Genomic DNA, 16217 nt, shown 5'->3' with positions numbered 1-16217 from the left:
TCGGCGATTGCGCAGCGTTGTCGATGATCGTGATGGGGCCACCGTTGCTGTTGATAGGATGCGCAACAACGCCACTCGCCTGGCCACGACAGGGACGTAGAACATGAACAGGATTGGACTGATCGCAGTGCTGGCCTGTACCGCTCCCGTCCACGCAGCCAGCCCTCTGTTGTCCGGCAGCTTCGTCCACGTTGGCTACTCGGGCAGCGACGAACAACTGCCGGCCGCGCAGTTGCCGCTGTTCCTGGATGAACTGCAGGACCTGGGCAACGACACGATCATCCTCGGTCAGGTGCGTGCCATCCGTGCCGGCGTGGGCTGCGCCAGCGGCGTGCAGGATTTCGAATGGATTGCCGGCTTTCCCGGCAAGCTCGGCACCGTGCTCGATGCGGCGGCCGCGCGCGGCATGAAGGTCGTGGTCGGCACCACCTACAGCTCGGGGCAGTGCGCCACCTTCTGGCAGGGGCAGAACGCAACGGCCGTGGCACAGGATGCGGCGCAGTCGCTGGCCCAGCTGGGCCAACAGTACGGATCGCATCCGGCGTTCGCGGGCTGGTACATCACCGACGAGCCAGCACAGGTGCCGGCTGATCGCGCGCCGTTCTACCGTGCGATCGTGACGGCGCTCAAAGGCAGTACACCCGCGCGGCCGGTGATGGTGGCCCCCTACCTGGCGTCATCCAGCGTGGGTCCGGCCAGTGTGGGCCGGGCTGCTGCACAGTTCCGTACGGCCACCGGCGTGGATGTGCAGATCTGGCAGGACGGCATCGGCGCCGCCTCGCATGCACGCCTGTTCCAGTGGGATCGCCCAGGTCATTCCACCGAGGCGTATTACGAGGCGCTGTCGGCGGCGCTGGGGGCCAGCGGCCTGTGGGCCGACATCGAACTGTTCAACCATGGCAGTCCCTTGTTCCTGGGAACCGGCAACGGATTGTCCGGTGCCTATCGCTCCGCGTCAGTGCAGCGCATCAACCAGCAGTTGTGGAGCGCGCGTTCGGCCGGCAAGCGCGTTGCCTGGCTCAACCAGTACCACATGTCCGAGGTGGTCGGCCCCGGCCAGGGCTATGCCGAATCTCCGCGGTTGATGAACACCTATCGCGGGCTGTATGGGCTCGGTGCGTCCTACAGTGTCGATCCGGTGCAGACCACCTACAGCTACAGCGTGGCGCCGGATGCAAACTATCCCGACAGCACCGGGCATGAACTGTTCGATCGCCGGGTGGGGGATCCGCGCAACCCGATGGATGCCGGCTGGGTAGGCGTGCATGGCAACGCCAGCATCACCATCGACCTGGGCCAGCGCCGGCGGGTGGACTGGATCGGCCTGCATACGATGACCCGCCCGGCGTGGGGCATCGTCACGCCGACAGCTGTGGAGGTGATGTGTGCCGAGCCGGGCGCCGCTGCGGTGAAGATCGGTGTGCTGTCGGCGCCATTCCCCCAGGCCGGACTGAGCGGTTCGACCGAAGAGGAATACGTGCTGGGCAACGCCGCGCCGCTGGCCGCGCAGTGCCGTACGCTGGAGCTGCGGTTGGCCAATGGCAGCTGGACGTTCCTCAGTGAAATCGAGATGGCGGCCGAGCAGTAAGCGCCTCAGCGTTGGGGCGTGCCACGCAGTCGCTGCGCGAACGGCCGCTGTTCAAGCGCCTGCAGTGCCTCGCGCAGCACCTGCTCCAATGACTGTCCAAGATCGGCATCGAGGCTGCGCGCCGCGCGTGCCGTGGCCTGCCACTGCGCCTGCAGCGCCGGCAACGCCTGCAACGCGCGCGGGCTCAGCTGCAGGATGCGCTCGCGGCTGTCTTCACCGACCGCAGCGTGCAGCCAGCCGTCGCGCACCATTGCTGAAACCGTCTGGCTGAGCGCCGAATGGCTGAGCCCGCAGGCCAGTGCGAGATCCTTGATGCGGCAGGGTCCCTGCGCCATCAGCGTGCGCAGCACCGGGGTGTAGCGCGGCCGGTAGTCCAGCTTCAGGTCGCGGTAGGCCTGCTCGACCGCCGGGTCCAGCTGGTCGAGCAGGGCCCGCAGCAGTGTTCCCAGGGTGGCATGTTGGAGATCCATGGTGGCGATGATATATAAGAGCTTACATATCATCAACGTGGGGTGCGGTCATGGCAGTTTCGTGGATGCTGGGCGCGCTGCTGGCGGCGTCCTGCCCGGCCCAGGACGCGGTGCTGCAGGCGGCGGCCACGGCGATACAGGCGCAGTACCTGGACGTGGCCGAAGGCGCGCACATTGCTGAGGCCGTTCGCGGCTGGTCCACCCAGCAGCGCTATGTGGACAGCTGCGCGGACCCCAAGGCGTTCAGCGCACGCTTGAACCAGGATCTGGACGTGTTCGATGGCCACTTCCATGTCGAGCGGGTGGATGCCCGCGCCGGCCAGGACGACTGGCTGATGGCCTGGCGCGCGGATGCGCGCAGCAATGGTGCGGGCGTGCGCGAGGTGCGGGTGCTGGAAGGCAACATCGGTTACCTGCGCCTGAGCACCTTCTATCCGCTCGATCTGGCCCGGCCGAAGCTGGCTGCTGCCTTCACCCTGCTGGCCGACACCGATGGCCTGGTGCTGGACCTGCGCCAGAACGGTGGTGGCGATGACGGCAGTGCGGACCTGCTGGTGCGGACCCTGCTGGCGGCGGAGATCACCCAGGTGCAGTCACTGCAACGCCGTGGCCAGCGCAGTCCGGTACCGTTGCCACCGGCGAGCCTGGGGCTGTACCTGAAGCCGCTGGTGGTTCTGATCGACCGCCGCACCGGGTCGGCCGCCGAATTCGTCGCGTACTCGCTGCAGGCGCAGGGGCGGGCACGTGTCGTTGGTAGTCGAAGTGGCGGTGCGGCACATATGTTCGATGATCCTGTGCTGCTGCCGGATGGCTATCAGATCAGCATTCCCGACCGGCAGCCGATCAACCTCCGTACCGGAACCAACTGGGAACGCACCGGCGTCACGCCTGATGCAGCAGGCGGTGACGATCCGCTGTTCGTCGCCCGCCAGCTGCTGGCCCGATCGGCATCGCCAGAATGAACGCACAATTGCAACCGCGCCCTATCGCAGACGACATGCAGCGTGCCTAGAATCGATGCATCCCGGTAGTTCCCGGGCGCTTCGAGTGAATGGACTCAATGAAGATTCTGTTGACCGGCAGTTCCGGGCGGATCGGGCGTGCGATCTTCGGCGCGCTGGCGGCGGCCCACGAAGTGGTGGGGCTGGATCGCAGCCCATTCGCCACCACCCGCATCATTGCCGATGTCACCGATCGTCAGGCCGTGAAGCGGGCAGTGCAGGGCGTCGACGCGGTGATCCATACCGCCGCCCTGCACGCACCCCATGTCGGCCTGGTGCCGGATGCGGTATTCCAGCAGATCAATGTGGAGGCGACCGCACACCTGTTGCAGGCTGCCCGCGAGGCCGGTGCACGCCGCTTCGTGCTGACCAGCACCACGGCGCTGTATGGCCATGCGGTGGTGGCGGGCGGTTGCCGCTGGATCGATGAAGATACCGAGCCGCTGCCACGCACCATCTACCATCGCAGCAAGCTGCAGGCCGAGGCGTTGGCTGAAGCCGCTGCGGCGCCGGGCTTCAGCGTGCGCGTGCTGCGCATGGCCCGCTGTTTCCCCGAGCCACCGGAGCGGATGGCGATGTTCCGCCTGCACCGCGGCATCGACGCGCGCGACGTGGCCAGCGCACATGCCGCGCTGCTGCACGATGAGGGCGCTGCCTTCGCACGCTACATTGCCTGCGCACCGACGCCGTTCCTGCGCGAGGATTGCCTGGAACTGGCGACCCAGCCGTGCAGGGTGCTGGCCCGCCGCGCCCCGCAGTTGCTGGCCGAGTTCGAGCGCCGTGGCTGGCCGCTGCCGCTGAGCATTGACCGCGTCTACGACAGTGCACTGATGCGCCGCACATTGGGCTGGCAGCCGCGCTTCGGCCCGGACGACGTGCTGCAGCAGTACGCGGTTGGCAGCATCGAGGTGCTGCCGCGGGCGGAATGGATCAAGGACCGCGTGGCCGAATAGGGCGGCAGCCGGGCGGGTTCCTGACCCGACCCTGAGCAGGTTCAGGAATGTGCAGATGGACCGCCTCAACCTCGTTCGCAGGCGGCCGCTAACCCGGTGCGCTTCCAGCGCCGGGCGTGTCCCGGCGGCCGGTGGCCTGCGCGACGGATCGCGCACCTGCGCGGTGCCCTCGCGGTGCCGGTCGTCCTGAACTGCCTTGCGGATCCTTCCATGCCTTCTCCCCGTTCCGCCGCTGCCCGCCGCCCGGGCAGCATCGCCCACAAGCTGATGCTGGGCACCGCTGCGATCGCGCTGCTGTGCTTCGGCCTGACTGCGTTCCTGATCTACCGCCAGGCCAGCGCCAGCCTGATCGACGCCTCGCGCCAGACCATGGCCAGCGAAGCCACCGCCGAAGCCCGCCAGGTCGCGGCCGATCTGGGCACCGCCTTTGCCAGCAACGACGCCATGGTCGAGGCCGTGCTCGCCCAGCGCGCGCGCGGCGATGTTCCGGACCGTGCCAGCCTGGCTGCCGTGCTGGGCGAGCAGCTGCGCACCCACCCCGAGTGGCTGGGCAAGAGCACCATGTGGGAGGCCGACGCCTTCGATGGCAAGGATGCCGAGTTCGTCAACACTGAAGCGCACGATGCCACCGGTCGTTACATGAGCTACTGGGCCTGGCACGATGGCAAGCCGCAGCAGTCGACGATGACCGACTACACCGAGACGGCCAGTGGCTCCGGTGACTGGTACATGGTGCCCAGCCGCGACAAGCTGGCGAAGGTAAGCGAGCCCTACGCCTACGACATCGGTGGCCAGCAGGTGCTGATGAGCACGCTGAGCACGCCGATCATCGAAAACGGCCGGTTCCTCGGTGTATTTACTGTGGACTTCTCGCTGGCGGCGCTGCAGAAGCACCTGGCCACGCTCAAGCCGATGGGCGCCGGGCGCGTCGAACTGCTCTCGCCGAATGGCGTGGTGCTGGCCTCGGCCAATGCCGCCGAAATCGGCAAGCCACGAGGCGACGCATTGACCCGCAGCATGCTGGCAGACATCGCCGCCGACCGCCGGTTCGAAGCCTTCACTCCGGATGCCGCCGGCAACGTGCGCGTATACGTGCCGCTGCGTGTGGGCGATGCGCCGCAGCGCTTTGCACTGGGTGTGGTGATGCCGCACGCGGTGATCGTGGCCGAGGCGCGCCAGCTGCTGTGGCTGACCCTGCTGGTTGGTGTGGTGGCCGCGCTGACGCTGAGTGCCGGTGTCTATGTGCTGCTGCGCCGGTTGGCGATCCGCCCACTGGCCGAAGCCGTGCGCGTGGCCGGCGATGTCGCCGCGGGCAAGCTGGACAGCACCCTGCCGGCACGCAGCAACGACGAAGTGGGCCGCCTGCTGGACGCGATGCAGGGCATGCGGGGGCAGCTGCAGTCGGTGATGGCGGCGCAGGCGGAAATGGCGCGTCGCCATGACGCCGGTGAAATCAGCTACCGCATGGACGCCTCGGCGTTCCCGGGTGAGTACGGCCGGATGGTGGCTGACAGCAACCAGCTGGTGGCCTCCAGCAACGCCGTCACCCAGCGCCTGGTCGACGTGATGCAGCGCTATGCGGTGGGTGACCTGAGCGTGGACATGGAAGCGCTGCCGGGCGAGAAGGCGGTGTTCACCGCTGCAATGGCCACTACCAAGAGCAACCTGGCGGCGATCAACGATCAGATCCAGCAGCTGGCCGCTGCCGCCGCCGCCGGCGATTTTGCGGTGCGCGGCGACACGCTGCGTTTCGACCACGACTTCCGCCGCATGGTGGAAACCCTCAACACCATGATGCAGGTCAGCGACCACAACCTGGCCGAGCTGTCGACGCTGCTGCGCGCGATTGCCGCAGGCGACCTCAGCGCGCGCATGCAGGGCGACTTCCACGGCGTGTTCGCGGTGATGCGCGACGATGCCAACAGCACCGTGCAGCAGCTGACCCAGATCGTTGGCCAGATCCAGCAGTCGGCGGCCAGCATCCGCCTGGCGGCGGGTGAGATTGCCGCCGGCAACAGTGACCTGTCGCGCCGCACCGAGCAGCAGGCGGCGAACCTGGAAGAGACCGCGGCCTCGATGGAAGAGCTGACCTCCACGGTGCGCCAGAATGCCGACCACGCGCTGCAGGCCAACACCCTGGCCGGCTCCGCAGCGGGCGTGGCCAGCGAAGGCGGGCAGGTGGTCAGCCAGGTGGTGCAGACCATGGAACAGATCGAGGCCTCCTCGCAGCGCATTGCCGAGATCATTTCGGTAATCGATGGCATCGCGTTCCAGACCAACATCCTGGCGTTGAACGCGGCGGTGGAAGCGGCGCGTGCCGGCGAACAGGGCCGCGGATTCGCCGTGGTCGCCAGCGAAGTGCGTGCGCTGGCCCAGCGCTCGGCAGGCGCGGCCAAGGAGATCAAGGAGCTGATCGACGCCTCGGTGGCGCAGGTCGGTGCCGGTGCGCAGCTGGTGCACGGCGCGGGCCGCACCATGCAGGAAATCGTCGGCCAGGTCGGCCGAGTGAACGAGATCATGGCCGAGATCTCGGCAGCCTCGCGCGAGCAGTCGGCGGGCATCGAGCAGGTCAACCAGACCGTGGTGCAGATGGACGAGACCACCCAGCAGAACGCCGCGCTGGTGGAAGAGGCCAGTGCCGCTGCGCGCGCAATGGAAGAACAGGCCGAGCAGCTGGCGGTGGCGGTCTCGCGCTTCCGCCTGCAGGCCGAGCCGGTGGCTACGGTCCGCCGCGCGGCCTGATCCTGTTGCGCGCACATGAAGACGCCCGGCCAAGGCCGGGCGTCTTCATTTCTGCTTGATGCTATGCCAGGCCGGAGTGCGGCGGCAGCATCGCGTCAGAACATGCCTTCGAAGGGATTCCAGCTGGCTTTGCCCTTCACCTGCTCCAGGTAGTAGCTGTAGTTGGTGCTGGCGGCAACCAGGAAGTTCATGGCGATGAACAGCGGGCGCGCGATGATGTCCGGCAGGAACAGGGACACGATGCCCAGCACGAGGCCGATGCCGATCACCACCAGCGCCTTGCGCCACATGCCCAGAATGAACAGGTAGATGAAGCCGAAGAAGAAGGCGAAGAAGTTGATGTTGATCTTGAGGCGGTCGCCGAAGGACAGCGCCTTCCAGGCTTCCTTGAAGCGCGGCTCCTTCGGAGCGCCGTGCTGCTGGAAGAAATTGAAGCGGAACTGCCACTTCGGGCTGAAGCGGGAGAGGTCGACGGTGTTCATTGACGATTACGTCCTTGTAGGAAAACGGTTACATGATACGGGGCCGACGGTTCAGGAAACTACCCTCAACCGTCAAAAATGTGACGCGCCCGGCATGTGCAGGCCTGCGGCGGGGCGCCGCACCGTCACCCATCCGCCTTGTTTTTAGGATAGGGTGCGCAGTTCCGCTGCCGCCCCAGCTGAACCCGGGCGGCGGCGGGATGTCCATGGAGGTTGCATGACCACACCTGCTATACCGGAAAACGCACCGGGACCGGTGCTCCTGCCGACACCTGAAGTGGTGCAGGCACAACAACTGCTCGCACGCCAGCAACTGGCGGTAGCGATGGACCGTGCACGCACGGCCGCTACGCAGAACGCGGCCGCGGCCGCGCTGGAAAGCGAGTAATCCGCAACACCGCCGATCGCGCTGGCGTGCTGCCAGCGCGATCGCGGCGCGCGCCGCCGGTCAGAACCGCGCGGTCATGCTCATGAAGTAGCTGCGCCCGGCCACGAAGTAGTCGGTGGAGCCCTCCGCATACAGCTTCTTGTCGGCCAGGTTGCTGACGCCGCCGCGCAGGGTCAGTACCTCGTTGACGTTCCAGGCTGCGGTCAGGTCATACAGGGTGTAGGCCTTGAGGAAGGTCGTGGCGGTACCGGTCTGCTTGCCGGTGTACTGCGCCGACAGGCTGCTGGAAAACACCGTATTGGGCGTCCAGTCCAGCGACGAATAGCCGGAAAACTCCGGCGTATCGATCAGATTCCTGCCGGTGGTCAGGTTCTTGGCTTCCTTCATCCAGGTGGCCGAGGTGCGCCAGCGCCACTGCTCGCCGAAGCGGACATTGAAGTTGCCTTCCATGCCACTGGTGCGCGCGCGCTGCACGTTGCTCATGCGCGTCCACCAGATGCCGTTGAACTTGCCCAGGGGCGCGTACTCGATCTTGTTCTTGAAGTCGGTATGGAAGTAGGTCAGGCCGGCATCGAACAGGTCATTGTCGAAGCTGATGCCGATCTCTCGGTTGGTGCTGGTTTCCGGGTCCAGGTCCGGGTTGCCGGCCATGTAGCAGCCACCGCGGGTATAGCCCAGCGGGATCAGCGAGGTGCAGCCGCGGCCGCCGGACTGGGTGGCCGCGCTGGGCGAATTCTCGGTCAGGCTGGGCGCGCGGAAGCCCTTGGAGACGCCACCGCGGATCGTCCACTGTTCGGCCGGGTGCCAGACCAGGTACGCACGCGGGCTGACGTGGCTGCCGAACTTCTCATGGTGATCCAGGCGTGCGCCCACGGTCAGCGCCAGCGTGCGGTGCAGCTTCAGTTCGTCCTCGACAAACAATGCCCAGGTAACCACTTCCAGGTTGGAGCCGCTGACGGCATTGCCGGCATAGTCGATCGGCGCGCGGCCGATGGTATCGGTATTGGTCAGTTCCTGGCGCTTCCACTGGCCACCGACGGCGAACTGGTGTTCAACGCCCAGGGTGAACGGCGTGGTCAGGCTGCCTTCGATGATGGTATCGGTGGCCTCGGAGCGGCCGGTGGCACCGATGTCGTTCTTGTACTCGGTCCAGTACGCGCTGAGCTTCGAGTTGCCGAAGCTCCACTTGCCATCGTGGTTGAGTGCCAGCGAGCTGCGCTTGAGTTCGCTGGCACCCCAGGCGCCTTCGTCCTGCTTTTCCAGCGAGGCGTCGATGAAGGCCTGCTGCACGCCGTGGCCGGCTTCCAGCGACAGTTCCTGCGCATCGCTGAGCTTCCACTGCAGCAGCGCGTCGACATTGCGGTCCTTCTCGCCGGCGTAGGCATTGCCATAGACACCACCGTTGGAGCGGTCCGAGTCGCGGCGCATGCTGTTGGCACCGATGCGCAGGCCGAAGCGCTCGCCGAGCGGGCCGGAGAACGTCGCACCGATCTGCTGGGTATCACCGCGCTTGCCATCACCCGGGCGGGTATAGCTGTGGGTGGCGCTGCCGTTCCAGTCATCACCGATGCGCTTGGTGATGATGTTGATCACGCCGCCCATGGCGTCGGAGCCGTACAGTGACGACATTGGTCCGCGCACCACCTCGATCCGTTCGATCTGGTCGGGCGAGATCCAGTTCAGATCCTGGCGGCCGAGGTCGGGACGGTAGTTGGTCGAGGCCGAGCTGCCCATGCGCTTGCCGTCCACCAGCACCAGCGTGTAATTGGACGGCATGCCACGCAGCTTGATCTTGGACTGCTCGCCGACCGCGCTGAGGCCACCGGTCACGCCCGGCACGCGGCTGAGCAGGGTGGCCAGGTCGTGCACCGGCTGGCGCTCGATGTCCTCACGGCTGATCACGCTGATGCTGGCCGGTGCATCCTTGATCCATTGCTGGTTGCCCGAGGCGGTGACCACCACGGTATCCAGATCCTTGGTGGAGGCATCGGCGCTGGCCTCTGCGGCGGCCAGGCCGGGCAGGGCCAGCAGGCAGGCGGTGGCCAGAGCGCAGGCCAGGCGGGTGCGCGGCAGGCGCGCGGAAGGGGTACGGAACGACAGGGACATGACGGCTTCCATCGGAGGAGGGGGACCCGGTGGAAGCAGCAGGCGCACGCAGACAGCAGGCAGCCCCCTTCCATGGGTCGTTGGGCGCTGGGTGGGAACCGGCGCAGCTGGGTGGGTCTCGGCCGTGCGGAAGACGGTGACCTGCCTGGTTAATGAAATGATAACCGTTCGCGTTTGTTACGATCCAGTACCTGGGGCGACCAAGTGACATCCGTTCCCCTGCCCCGGCACTCGCCTGCTGTTTGCTGAATGGGGATAAATCCCGGCGTAGACCTTCGCACTCGGCTTACATCCGGCGCCCTAGACTGAGCCGCATTTTCGATTCCGCCCCGTTGGAGATCGTGTGGGTTCCGGTAGTGACAGACAGCGACTGCGTGGCGTGACGCCGACGCAGCCAGGACAAGTGCGGGCGCCGGGAAAGCGCGCCGGGAACCTTGGTGCATGCAGCCCGGCCGGGATGGCCGGCCGTGCCGACTGCGCGGAGTAGGCGGCAATGGAGGTGCAGACCATCCATGCGGAAGCAGATACGTCCCGGCTTGATGCCGGCTGGACGCTGCTGCCGGCCGAATCGCCGTTGCAGATGCCCGAGCAGACCCTGCGCGAAGGCCAACTGAAGGTTCGCCGCCACCGCACCTCGCCGCGGCTGATCGGCCTGCGCCGGTTCTATATCTTCGGCGGCACGCTGGCGATGACCGCCATCGCTACCCGGATGATGTGGCGGGTGCTGTCGGCCAATGGCATCAGCGTGCTCGAGGCCTGCCTGCTGGTGCTGTTTGTCGGCCTGTTCGCCTGGATCGCGCTGTCTTTCGCCAGCGCCGTGGCCGGCTTCCTGACTGCCGTGTTCGACCGGGGGTATCGCCTCGGCATCGACCCGGACAAGCCACTGCCGACCGTGCACAGTCGCACCGCGCTGCTGATGCCGACCTACAACGAAGATCCGCGCCGGCTGCTGGCCGGCCTGCAGGCGATCTACGAGTCGGTGGCCGCCACCGGCCAGCTCGACCGGTTCGACTTCTTCGTGCTCAGTGATACCCGGCGCGAAGACATCGCGCGGGCCGAGGAGCAGGTGTTCGCCGAACTGCGCGAGCGCGTGCCCGATGGCCAGGCGCGGCTGTTCTACCGCCGCCGTGGCGACAACAGCGGGCGCAAGGCCGGCAACATCGCCGACTGGGTCCGCCGCTTCGGCGGTGCCTACCCGCAGATGCTGATCCTGGACGCCGACAGCCTGATGACCGGCGACAGTATCGTGCGCCTGGTCGCGGGCATGGAGCACAACGCCGACGTCGGCCTGATCCAGACCCTGCCGTCGGTGATCGGCGGGCGCACCCTGTTCGCGCGCATGCAGCAGTTCGGCGGCCGTGTGTACGGTCCGGTGATCGCCCGTGGCGTGGCCTGGTGGCACGGTGCCGAGAGCAATTACTGGGGCCACAACGCCATCATCCGCACCCGCGCCTTCGCCGATCAGGCCGGGCTGCCGGCGCTGCCGGGGCGCAAGCCGTTCGGTGGCCACGTGCTCAGCCATGACTTCGTCGAAGCGGCGCTGATGCGTCGTGGCGGCTGGGCCGCGCACATGGTGCCGTACCTGGGCGGCAGCTATGAAGAAGGTCCGCCGACCCTGACCGACCTGCTGGTGCGCGACCGCCGCTGGTGCCAGGGCAACCTGCAGCACGGCAAGGTGGTCGGCAGCCGTGGCCTGCACTGGATCAGCCGCATGCACATGCTGATCGGCATCGGTCATTACTTCACCGCGCCGATGTGGGCGATGCTGATGCTGATCGGCATCGCCATCCCGCTGTTCCAGGAAGGCATCGATTTCAACGCGCTGCTGCACCTGTCGCCCAGCGTGTACTGGCGGGCCCAGGACGAGGAACAGGTGGTGCGCCTGTTCGCGGCGACCATGGCGGTGCTGCTGCTGCCCAAGGTGCTGGGTTACCTGGCGATGCTGCTGGACCCGGTCGACCGCCGCGGGTGTGGCGGTGCCCTGCGCGCGTTCGTCTCGATGCTGGTGGAAACCGTATTGGCCGCGCTGATGGCGCCGGTGGTGATGTACGTGCAGTCGCGCGGCGTGGCCGAAGTGCTGTCCGGCCGCGATTCGGGGTGGGACGCGCAGCAGCGTGACGATGGTGGCATTTCGTGGCTGGCGCTGATCCGTGGCTACGGTGGGCTGGGGGTGTTCGGCGCCTTCATGGGCATGCTGGCCTGGGCGGTGTCGCCATCGCTGGCCGCGTGGATGGCGCCGGTGGTGATCGGCATGGTGCTGGCGGTACCGGTGGTGGCACTGACGTCTTCGCGTGGCCCCGGCGCCTTCCTGCACCGTCTTGGCCTGCTTGATATCCCCGAGGAGAACATCCCGCCGCCGGTGCTGGTACGCGCCGCGCAGCTGCGCCGGGAAGCGGCCGAACAACCGCCGCTGTACTGATCGTCCCGCGGCAGCGGCATAATGCGGCTCGAACTTGAAGGAGCCGCATCATGCTGCAAACGGTGGAACAGGAGACCGGCGCCTCGCCGCAGTGGTCGGTGATCTGGCTGCACGGCCTCGGTGCCGATGGCCACGACTTCGCGCCGATCGTGCCGGAGCTGGTGCGTCCGCATTGGCCGGCGCTGCGCTTCGTGTTCCCGCATGCACCGGTGCGGCCGATCACGATCAACAACGGCGTGCCGATGCGCGGCTGGTACGACATCGTCGGCATGGATTTCCGTTCGCGCGCCGACATGGTGGGCGTGCAGGAATCGGTGGTACAGCTGGATGCGCTGATCGCGCGCGAGATCGAGCGTGGCATCGCGCCGGAGAAGATCTTCCTGGCCGGTTTCTCGCAGGGGGGCGCGATCATCCTGACCGCCGCGCTGTCACGCACTGCGCCGCTGGCCGGCCTGATCGCGCTGTCCACCTACCTGCCCGAAGCCGACGGCGCAAAGCGCGCTGAAGGCGCCGTGCAGGTGCCGGTGTTCATGGCCCATGGCAGCAGCGATCCGGTGATTCCGCAGGCGGTGGCCGCACACAGTGCGCAGGCACTGCAGGCGCTGGGCCTGGAGGTGGAATGGCACAGTTACCCGATGGCCCACCAGGTCTGCGCCGAAGAGATCCAGGCGCTGGGTGACTGGTTGCAGGAACGCCTGGGCGCTGCCTGACCCATGCCGCCGGCCAGCGCCCCGCCCTGGATGCCGGAACTGTGCCGCCTGCCGCGGCTGGCGGCGATGCTCGGCCTGGCCGAACTGGTGGTGGTGGTGCTGGCCCTGGCTCCGGATGGCAGCCGCCACTGGACTGTGGGCGAACTGCTGTCGGCCAGTGGTTTCGCGTTGTGGCTGGCGCTGGCTGTAACGGCCAGCCTGTGCCTGCTGCGGAACGCGTTGTCGAGGTTGCCACAGGTTCTGGGGGCGGTCTCGGCCATCGCACTGGCGACGCTGATCGCGGTGGTCTGCGCGGGCATCGTGCATGCCCTGTACGCGGTGCTTGGCGACAGCTTCGCCCGCGGCATCAGCTTCTGGCGCTTCACGCTGGGCAGCGCGGCGACGACGGCGCTGATCACTGCCTTGGCTCTGCGCTACTTCTATGTGAGTGATCGCTGGGCCGCGCAGGTACAGGCCAACGCACGCGCACAGGCCGATGCCCTGCAGGCGCGGATCCGCCCGCATTTCCTGTTCAACAGCATGAACCTGATCGCCAGCCTGCTGCATCGCGACCCGGTCGTGGCCGAGCGTGCGGTGCTGGACCTGTCCGATCTGTTCCGTGCCGCGCTGGGGGCGGGCGAGGGTGATTCCACCCTGCGTGACGAATGCGAGCTGGCCGAGCGCTACCTGTCGATCGAATCACTGCGCCTGGGCGAGCGCCTGCAGGTGCGCTGGCAGCGCGACGAACCGCTGCCCTGGGATCTTCCCCTGCCTCGCCTGGTACTGCAGCCGCTGGTGGAGAACGCCGTGCTGCATGGCATCTCGCGGCTGCCCGAGGGTGGCACCATCGAGCTGCAGCTGATGCGCGAGGGTAATGAACTGCAGATCTGCGTGCGCAATCCGGCGCCCGACCCGCAGGCCCCCGGGCTGGCCCTGGCGCGCGGTGCCGGCCATGCCCAGCACAGCATCGGCCATCGGCTGGCCTGGCGCTTCGGCAGCGCCGCGCGGATGACGGCTGGCTGGAGCGAGGGCTACTATGCCTGCCAGGTGACAGTGCCGATCCAGTGAGGGAGCGATCGTGAGGGTAGTCATCGCCGATGACGAACCGCTGGCGCGTGAGCGCCTGCGCAGCCTGTTGGCCGCGCAGGACGGCGTGGATGTGGTGGCCGAGGCCGGCAACGGCGAGCAGGCCCTGCACGCGTGCGCGGAGCTGCAGCCGGACCTGGTCCTGCTGGATATCGCCATGCCCGGGCTGGATGGCCTGGAAGCCGCCCGCCACCTGGCCAGCTTCGAGCCACGGCCGGCGGTGGTGTTCTGCACCGCTTACGATGCGCATGCGCTGTCGGCGTTCGAGGCGGCCGCGATTGATTACCTGATGAAGCCGGTACGCGCCGAGCGTCTGGCCGCGGCCATCGCGCGCGCGCGCACGTTCCTGGCCGGCCGCGATGGCCAGCCACAGGACCACCGCGGGCAGCAGGCGCGCAGCATGCTGTGCGCGCGCCTGCGCGGCAGCCTGCGCTTGATTCCGCTGGACGACATCCATTACCTGCAGGCCGAAGAGAAGTACGTGGTGGTGCACCACGCGCGCGGCGAGGACCTGATCGAGGAATCGTTGAAGTCGCTGGAAGAAGAGTTCGCCAGCCGCTTCATCCGCATCCATCGCAACTGCCTGGTGGCGCGCCATGAACTGGTCGAGCTGCGCCGTGGCACGGGTGGGCAGGTGCAGGCGATGTTGCGCCATGGCAAGCAACCGCTGGAAGTCAGCCGCCGCTGCGTGGCGACGCTGAAGCAGGAGTTGCGGCACCTGTGAGGTGTCCGCGCGGCCTGCGGCCGCGACTGCTTACGAGCAACGTCTGAAGCAACAGCAACAGCAACAGCAACAGCGGGTCATGGCTCGGTGTTTCTACGTGCTGGGTGAGGCGGGATGGGCGGGCGGGACACGCCGTGAACCCATCCATGGGGTCTCGATGGCGCCATCCATGGCGCCAACGGTCCCGCCCGCCCTTCCCGCCTCACCCTCGCGAATTTCCCGGTGACGGACGGCAAAGGCATTGTTGTTATCGGGTGGGGGAAGAAGGGTCAGATCCCTTTTCCTGCGGAAAAGGGATCTGACCCTGGAAGCAATCGGCTGTTGCCTTTGCTTCTGCTTTTTCCTTTTTTTGATCTTCCGTGGCTGGCGCGCACGGAAACTTTCAGAGGTCGGGCGGGGTGGGCTGCGCAGGGGCGTGAGCCGCATGGATGCGGCGACCGAGCTTACATGGACGTACTTGCAGCGTCCCCTGCGTGGCCCACCCCGCCCGGCCACGCGCGGCTGTTGCTTTCATGACCCCTCCACCAGCCACGAGGGGCTCCGCCGTTGGCCGTATCCGCGCCGAAGGCGCGATAATGACCGGATGGAAACCGTCCGCATCGCCACCCGCAAGAGCCCGCTCGCCCTCTGGCAGAGCGAACACGTCGCCGATCGCCTGCGCCAGGCCCACCCCGGCCTGCATGTGGAACTGGTGCCGATGAGCACCCGCGGTGACGAGGTGCTGGACCGCTCGCTGGCCGCCATCGGTGGCAAGGGCCTGTTCCTGAAGGAACTGGAGCTGGCCATGCTGCGTGGCGAGGCCGACTGCGCCGTGCATTCGCTGAAGGATGTGCCGATGGAACTGGATGAACCCTTCGCGCTGCCGGCGATGCTGACCCGCCACGATCCGGCCGATGGTTTCGTCTCCAACCTGTACGCCTCGCTGGATGCGCTGCCGATCGGTGCGCGGGTTGGCACCTCGTCGCTGCGCCGCCAAGCCCAGCTGCGCGCGCTGCGCCCGGACCTGGAACTGCTGGACCTGCGCGGCAACGTCAACACCCGCCTGGCCAAGCTCGACAACGGTGGCTACGACGCCATCGTGCTGGCCGTGGCCGGCCTGGAGCGTCTGGGCCTGGGCGCGCGCATCGTCGCGCGCCTGCAACCGCCGCAATGGCTGCCGGCCCCGGCGCAGGGCGCGGTGGCGGTGGAGTGCGACGGTGGCAATGCGCGCCTGATGGCGCTGTTCGCGGGCCTGGATGACGCGGAAACCCGTGCCTGCGTGGAAGCCGAGCGAGCGATGAACCGTGCGTTGCATGGCAGCTGCCACGTGCCGGTGGCGGCGATCGCGCAGTGGCAGGGCACCGACCTGCACCTGCAGGGCCTGGTCGGCAGTGCCAGTGATGGCCAGGCGGTGCGTGCCGAAGCGATCGGCCCGGCCAGTGACCCGGAAGTACTGGGCCAGCGCGTGGCGAAGATGCTGCTGGATGCCGGTGCCGGCGAACTGCTGAACGTCTGAGCCATCGCAGCTAGTGCCGGCCGCTGGCCGGCAACCTCGTGCTCCGATTGAATGCAGTTGCCGGCCAGCGGCCG

The 16217-nt window shown here is 67.4% G+C and carries 13 protein-coding genes; 10 read left to right on the top strand and 3 right to left on the bottom strand.

Going from position 1 to position 16217, the window contains the following annotated elements:
- The first annotated feature begins 103 nt into the window (after nucleotides 1-103).
- A complete protein-coding gene (locus tag ACX9OT_RS01740) occupies nucleotides 104-1588 on the top strand; it encodes a DUF4434 domain-containing protein (RefSeq protein WP_049461999.1) in 1485 nt (494 codons plus the stop codon).
- Nucleotides 1589-1593: 5 nt separating this feature from the next.
- Here ACX9OT_RS01740 and ACX9OT_RS01735 read toward each other — a convergent pair whose 3' ends face one another.
- Nucleotides 1594-2058: a MarR family winged helix-turn-helix transcriptional regulator gene (locus ACX9OT_RS01735; RefSeq protein WP_049423760.1), complete on the bottom strand. Its 465-nt coding sequence runs from the start codon at nucleotides 2056-2058 to the stop codon at nucleotides 1594-1596.
- Between the two features lie 50 nt (nucleotides 2059-2108).
- Between ACX9OT_RS01735 and ACX9OT_RS01730 the strand changes: the two genes are divergently transcribed.
- From ACX9OT_RS01730 to ACX9OT_RS01720, 3 genes are all read left to right on the top strand, one after another.
- Nucleotides 2109-3020, top strand: coding sequence for a S41 family peptidase (locus tag ACX9OT_RS01730; protein ID WP_049462000.1), 912 nt, complete (start codon nucleotides 2109-2111; stop codon nucleotides 3018-3020).
- A 98-nt stretch (nucleotides 3021-3118) separates the two neighbouring features.
- Nucleotides 3119-4012, top strand: a complete 894-nt coding sequence (locus ACX9OT_RS01725) for an NAD-dependent epimerase/dehydratase family protein (RefSeq protein ID WP_049462001.1) — start codon at nucleotides 3119-3121, stop codon at nucleotides 4010-4012.
- A gap of 210 nt (nucleotides 4013-4222) precedes the next feature.
- Nucleotides 4223-6754, top strand: coding sequence for a methyl-accepting chemotaxis protein (locus ACX9OT_RS01720; protein WP_032128587.1), 2532 nt, complete (start codon nucleotides 4223-4225; stop codon nucleotides 6752-6754).
- A 95-nt stretch (nucleotides 6755-6849) separates the two neighbouring features.
- On the opposite strand, the gene ACX9OT_RS01715 is transcribed toward ACX9OT_RS01720, so the two are convergent.
- Complete coding sequence (locus ACX9OT_RS01715) at nucleotides 6850-7236, bottom strand: DUF2628 domain-containing protein (protein ID WP_049423770.1); 387 nt, start codon at nucleotides 7234-7236, stop codon at nucleotides 6850-6852.
- A gap of 217 nt (nucleotides 7237-7453) precedes the next feature.
- Between ACX9OT_RS01715 and ACX9OT_RS01710 the strand changes: the two genes are divergently transcribed.
- A complete protein-coding gene (locus ACX9OT_RS01710; protein ID WP_165929944.1) occupies nucleotides 7454-7624 on the top strand; it encodes a hypothetical protein in 171 nt (56 codons plus the stop codon).
- Between the two features lie 60 nt (nucleotides 7625-7684).
- Here the strand turns inward: ACX9OT_RS01710 and ACX9OT_RS01705 are convergent, their stop codons facing one another.
- Entirely contained in the window at nucleotides 7685-9730 is a 2046-nt protein-coding gene (locus tag ACX9OT_RS01705) for a TonB-dependent receptor domain-containing protein (RefSeq protein ID WP_049463474.1), read from the bottom strand.
- A gap of 493 nt (nucleotides 9731-10223) precedes the next feature.
- Here ACX9OT_RS01705 and mdoH point away from each other — a divergent pair, with 493 nt between their 5' ends.
- The 5 genes from mdoH (at nucleotide 10224) to hemC (ending at nucleotide 16143) form a co-directional block, all read left to right on the top strand.
- A complete protein-coding gene (mdoH, locus tag ACX9OT_RS01700) occupies nucleotides 10224-12149 on the top strand; it encodes a glucans biosynthesis glucosyltransferase MdoH (protein ID WP_032128590.1) in 1926 nt (641 codons plus the stop codon).
- A gap of 50 nt (nucleotides 12150-12199) precedes the next feature.
- Entirely contained in the window at nucleotides 12200-12859 is a 660-nt protein-coding gene (locus ACX9OT_RS01695) for an alpha/beta hydrolase (protein ID WP_080291776.1), read from the top strand.
- Nucleotides 12860-12862: 3 nt separating this feature from the next.
- Entirely contained in the window at nucleotides 12863-13906 is a 1044-nt protein-coding gene (locus ACX9OT_RS01690; protein ID WP_177179491.1) for a sensor histidine kinase, read from the top strand.
- A 10-nt stretch (nucleotides 13907-13916) separates the two neighbouring features.
- On the top strand, nucleotides 13917-14648 hold the full coding sequence (locus ACX9OT_RS01685; protein WP_010481294.1) for a LytR/AlgR family response regulator transcription factor: 732 nt from the start codon (nucleotides 13917-13919) through the stop codon (nucleotides 14646-14648).
- A 583-nt stretch (nucleotides 14649-15231) separates the two neighbouring features.
- Nucleotides 15232-16143, top strand: a complete 912-nt coding sequence (hemC, locus tag ACX9OT_RS01680) for a hydroxymethylbilane synthase (protein WP_049463313.1) — start codon at nucleotides 15232-15234, stop codon at nucleotides 16141-16143.
- Nucleotides 16144-16217 lie beyond the last annotated feature (74 nt).

Source organism: Stenotrophomonas genospecies 3, assembly GCF_054473855.1.
This window is presented reverse-complemented; position numbering and strand designations above follow the sequence as displayed.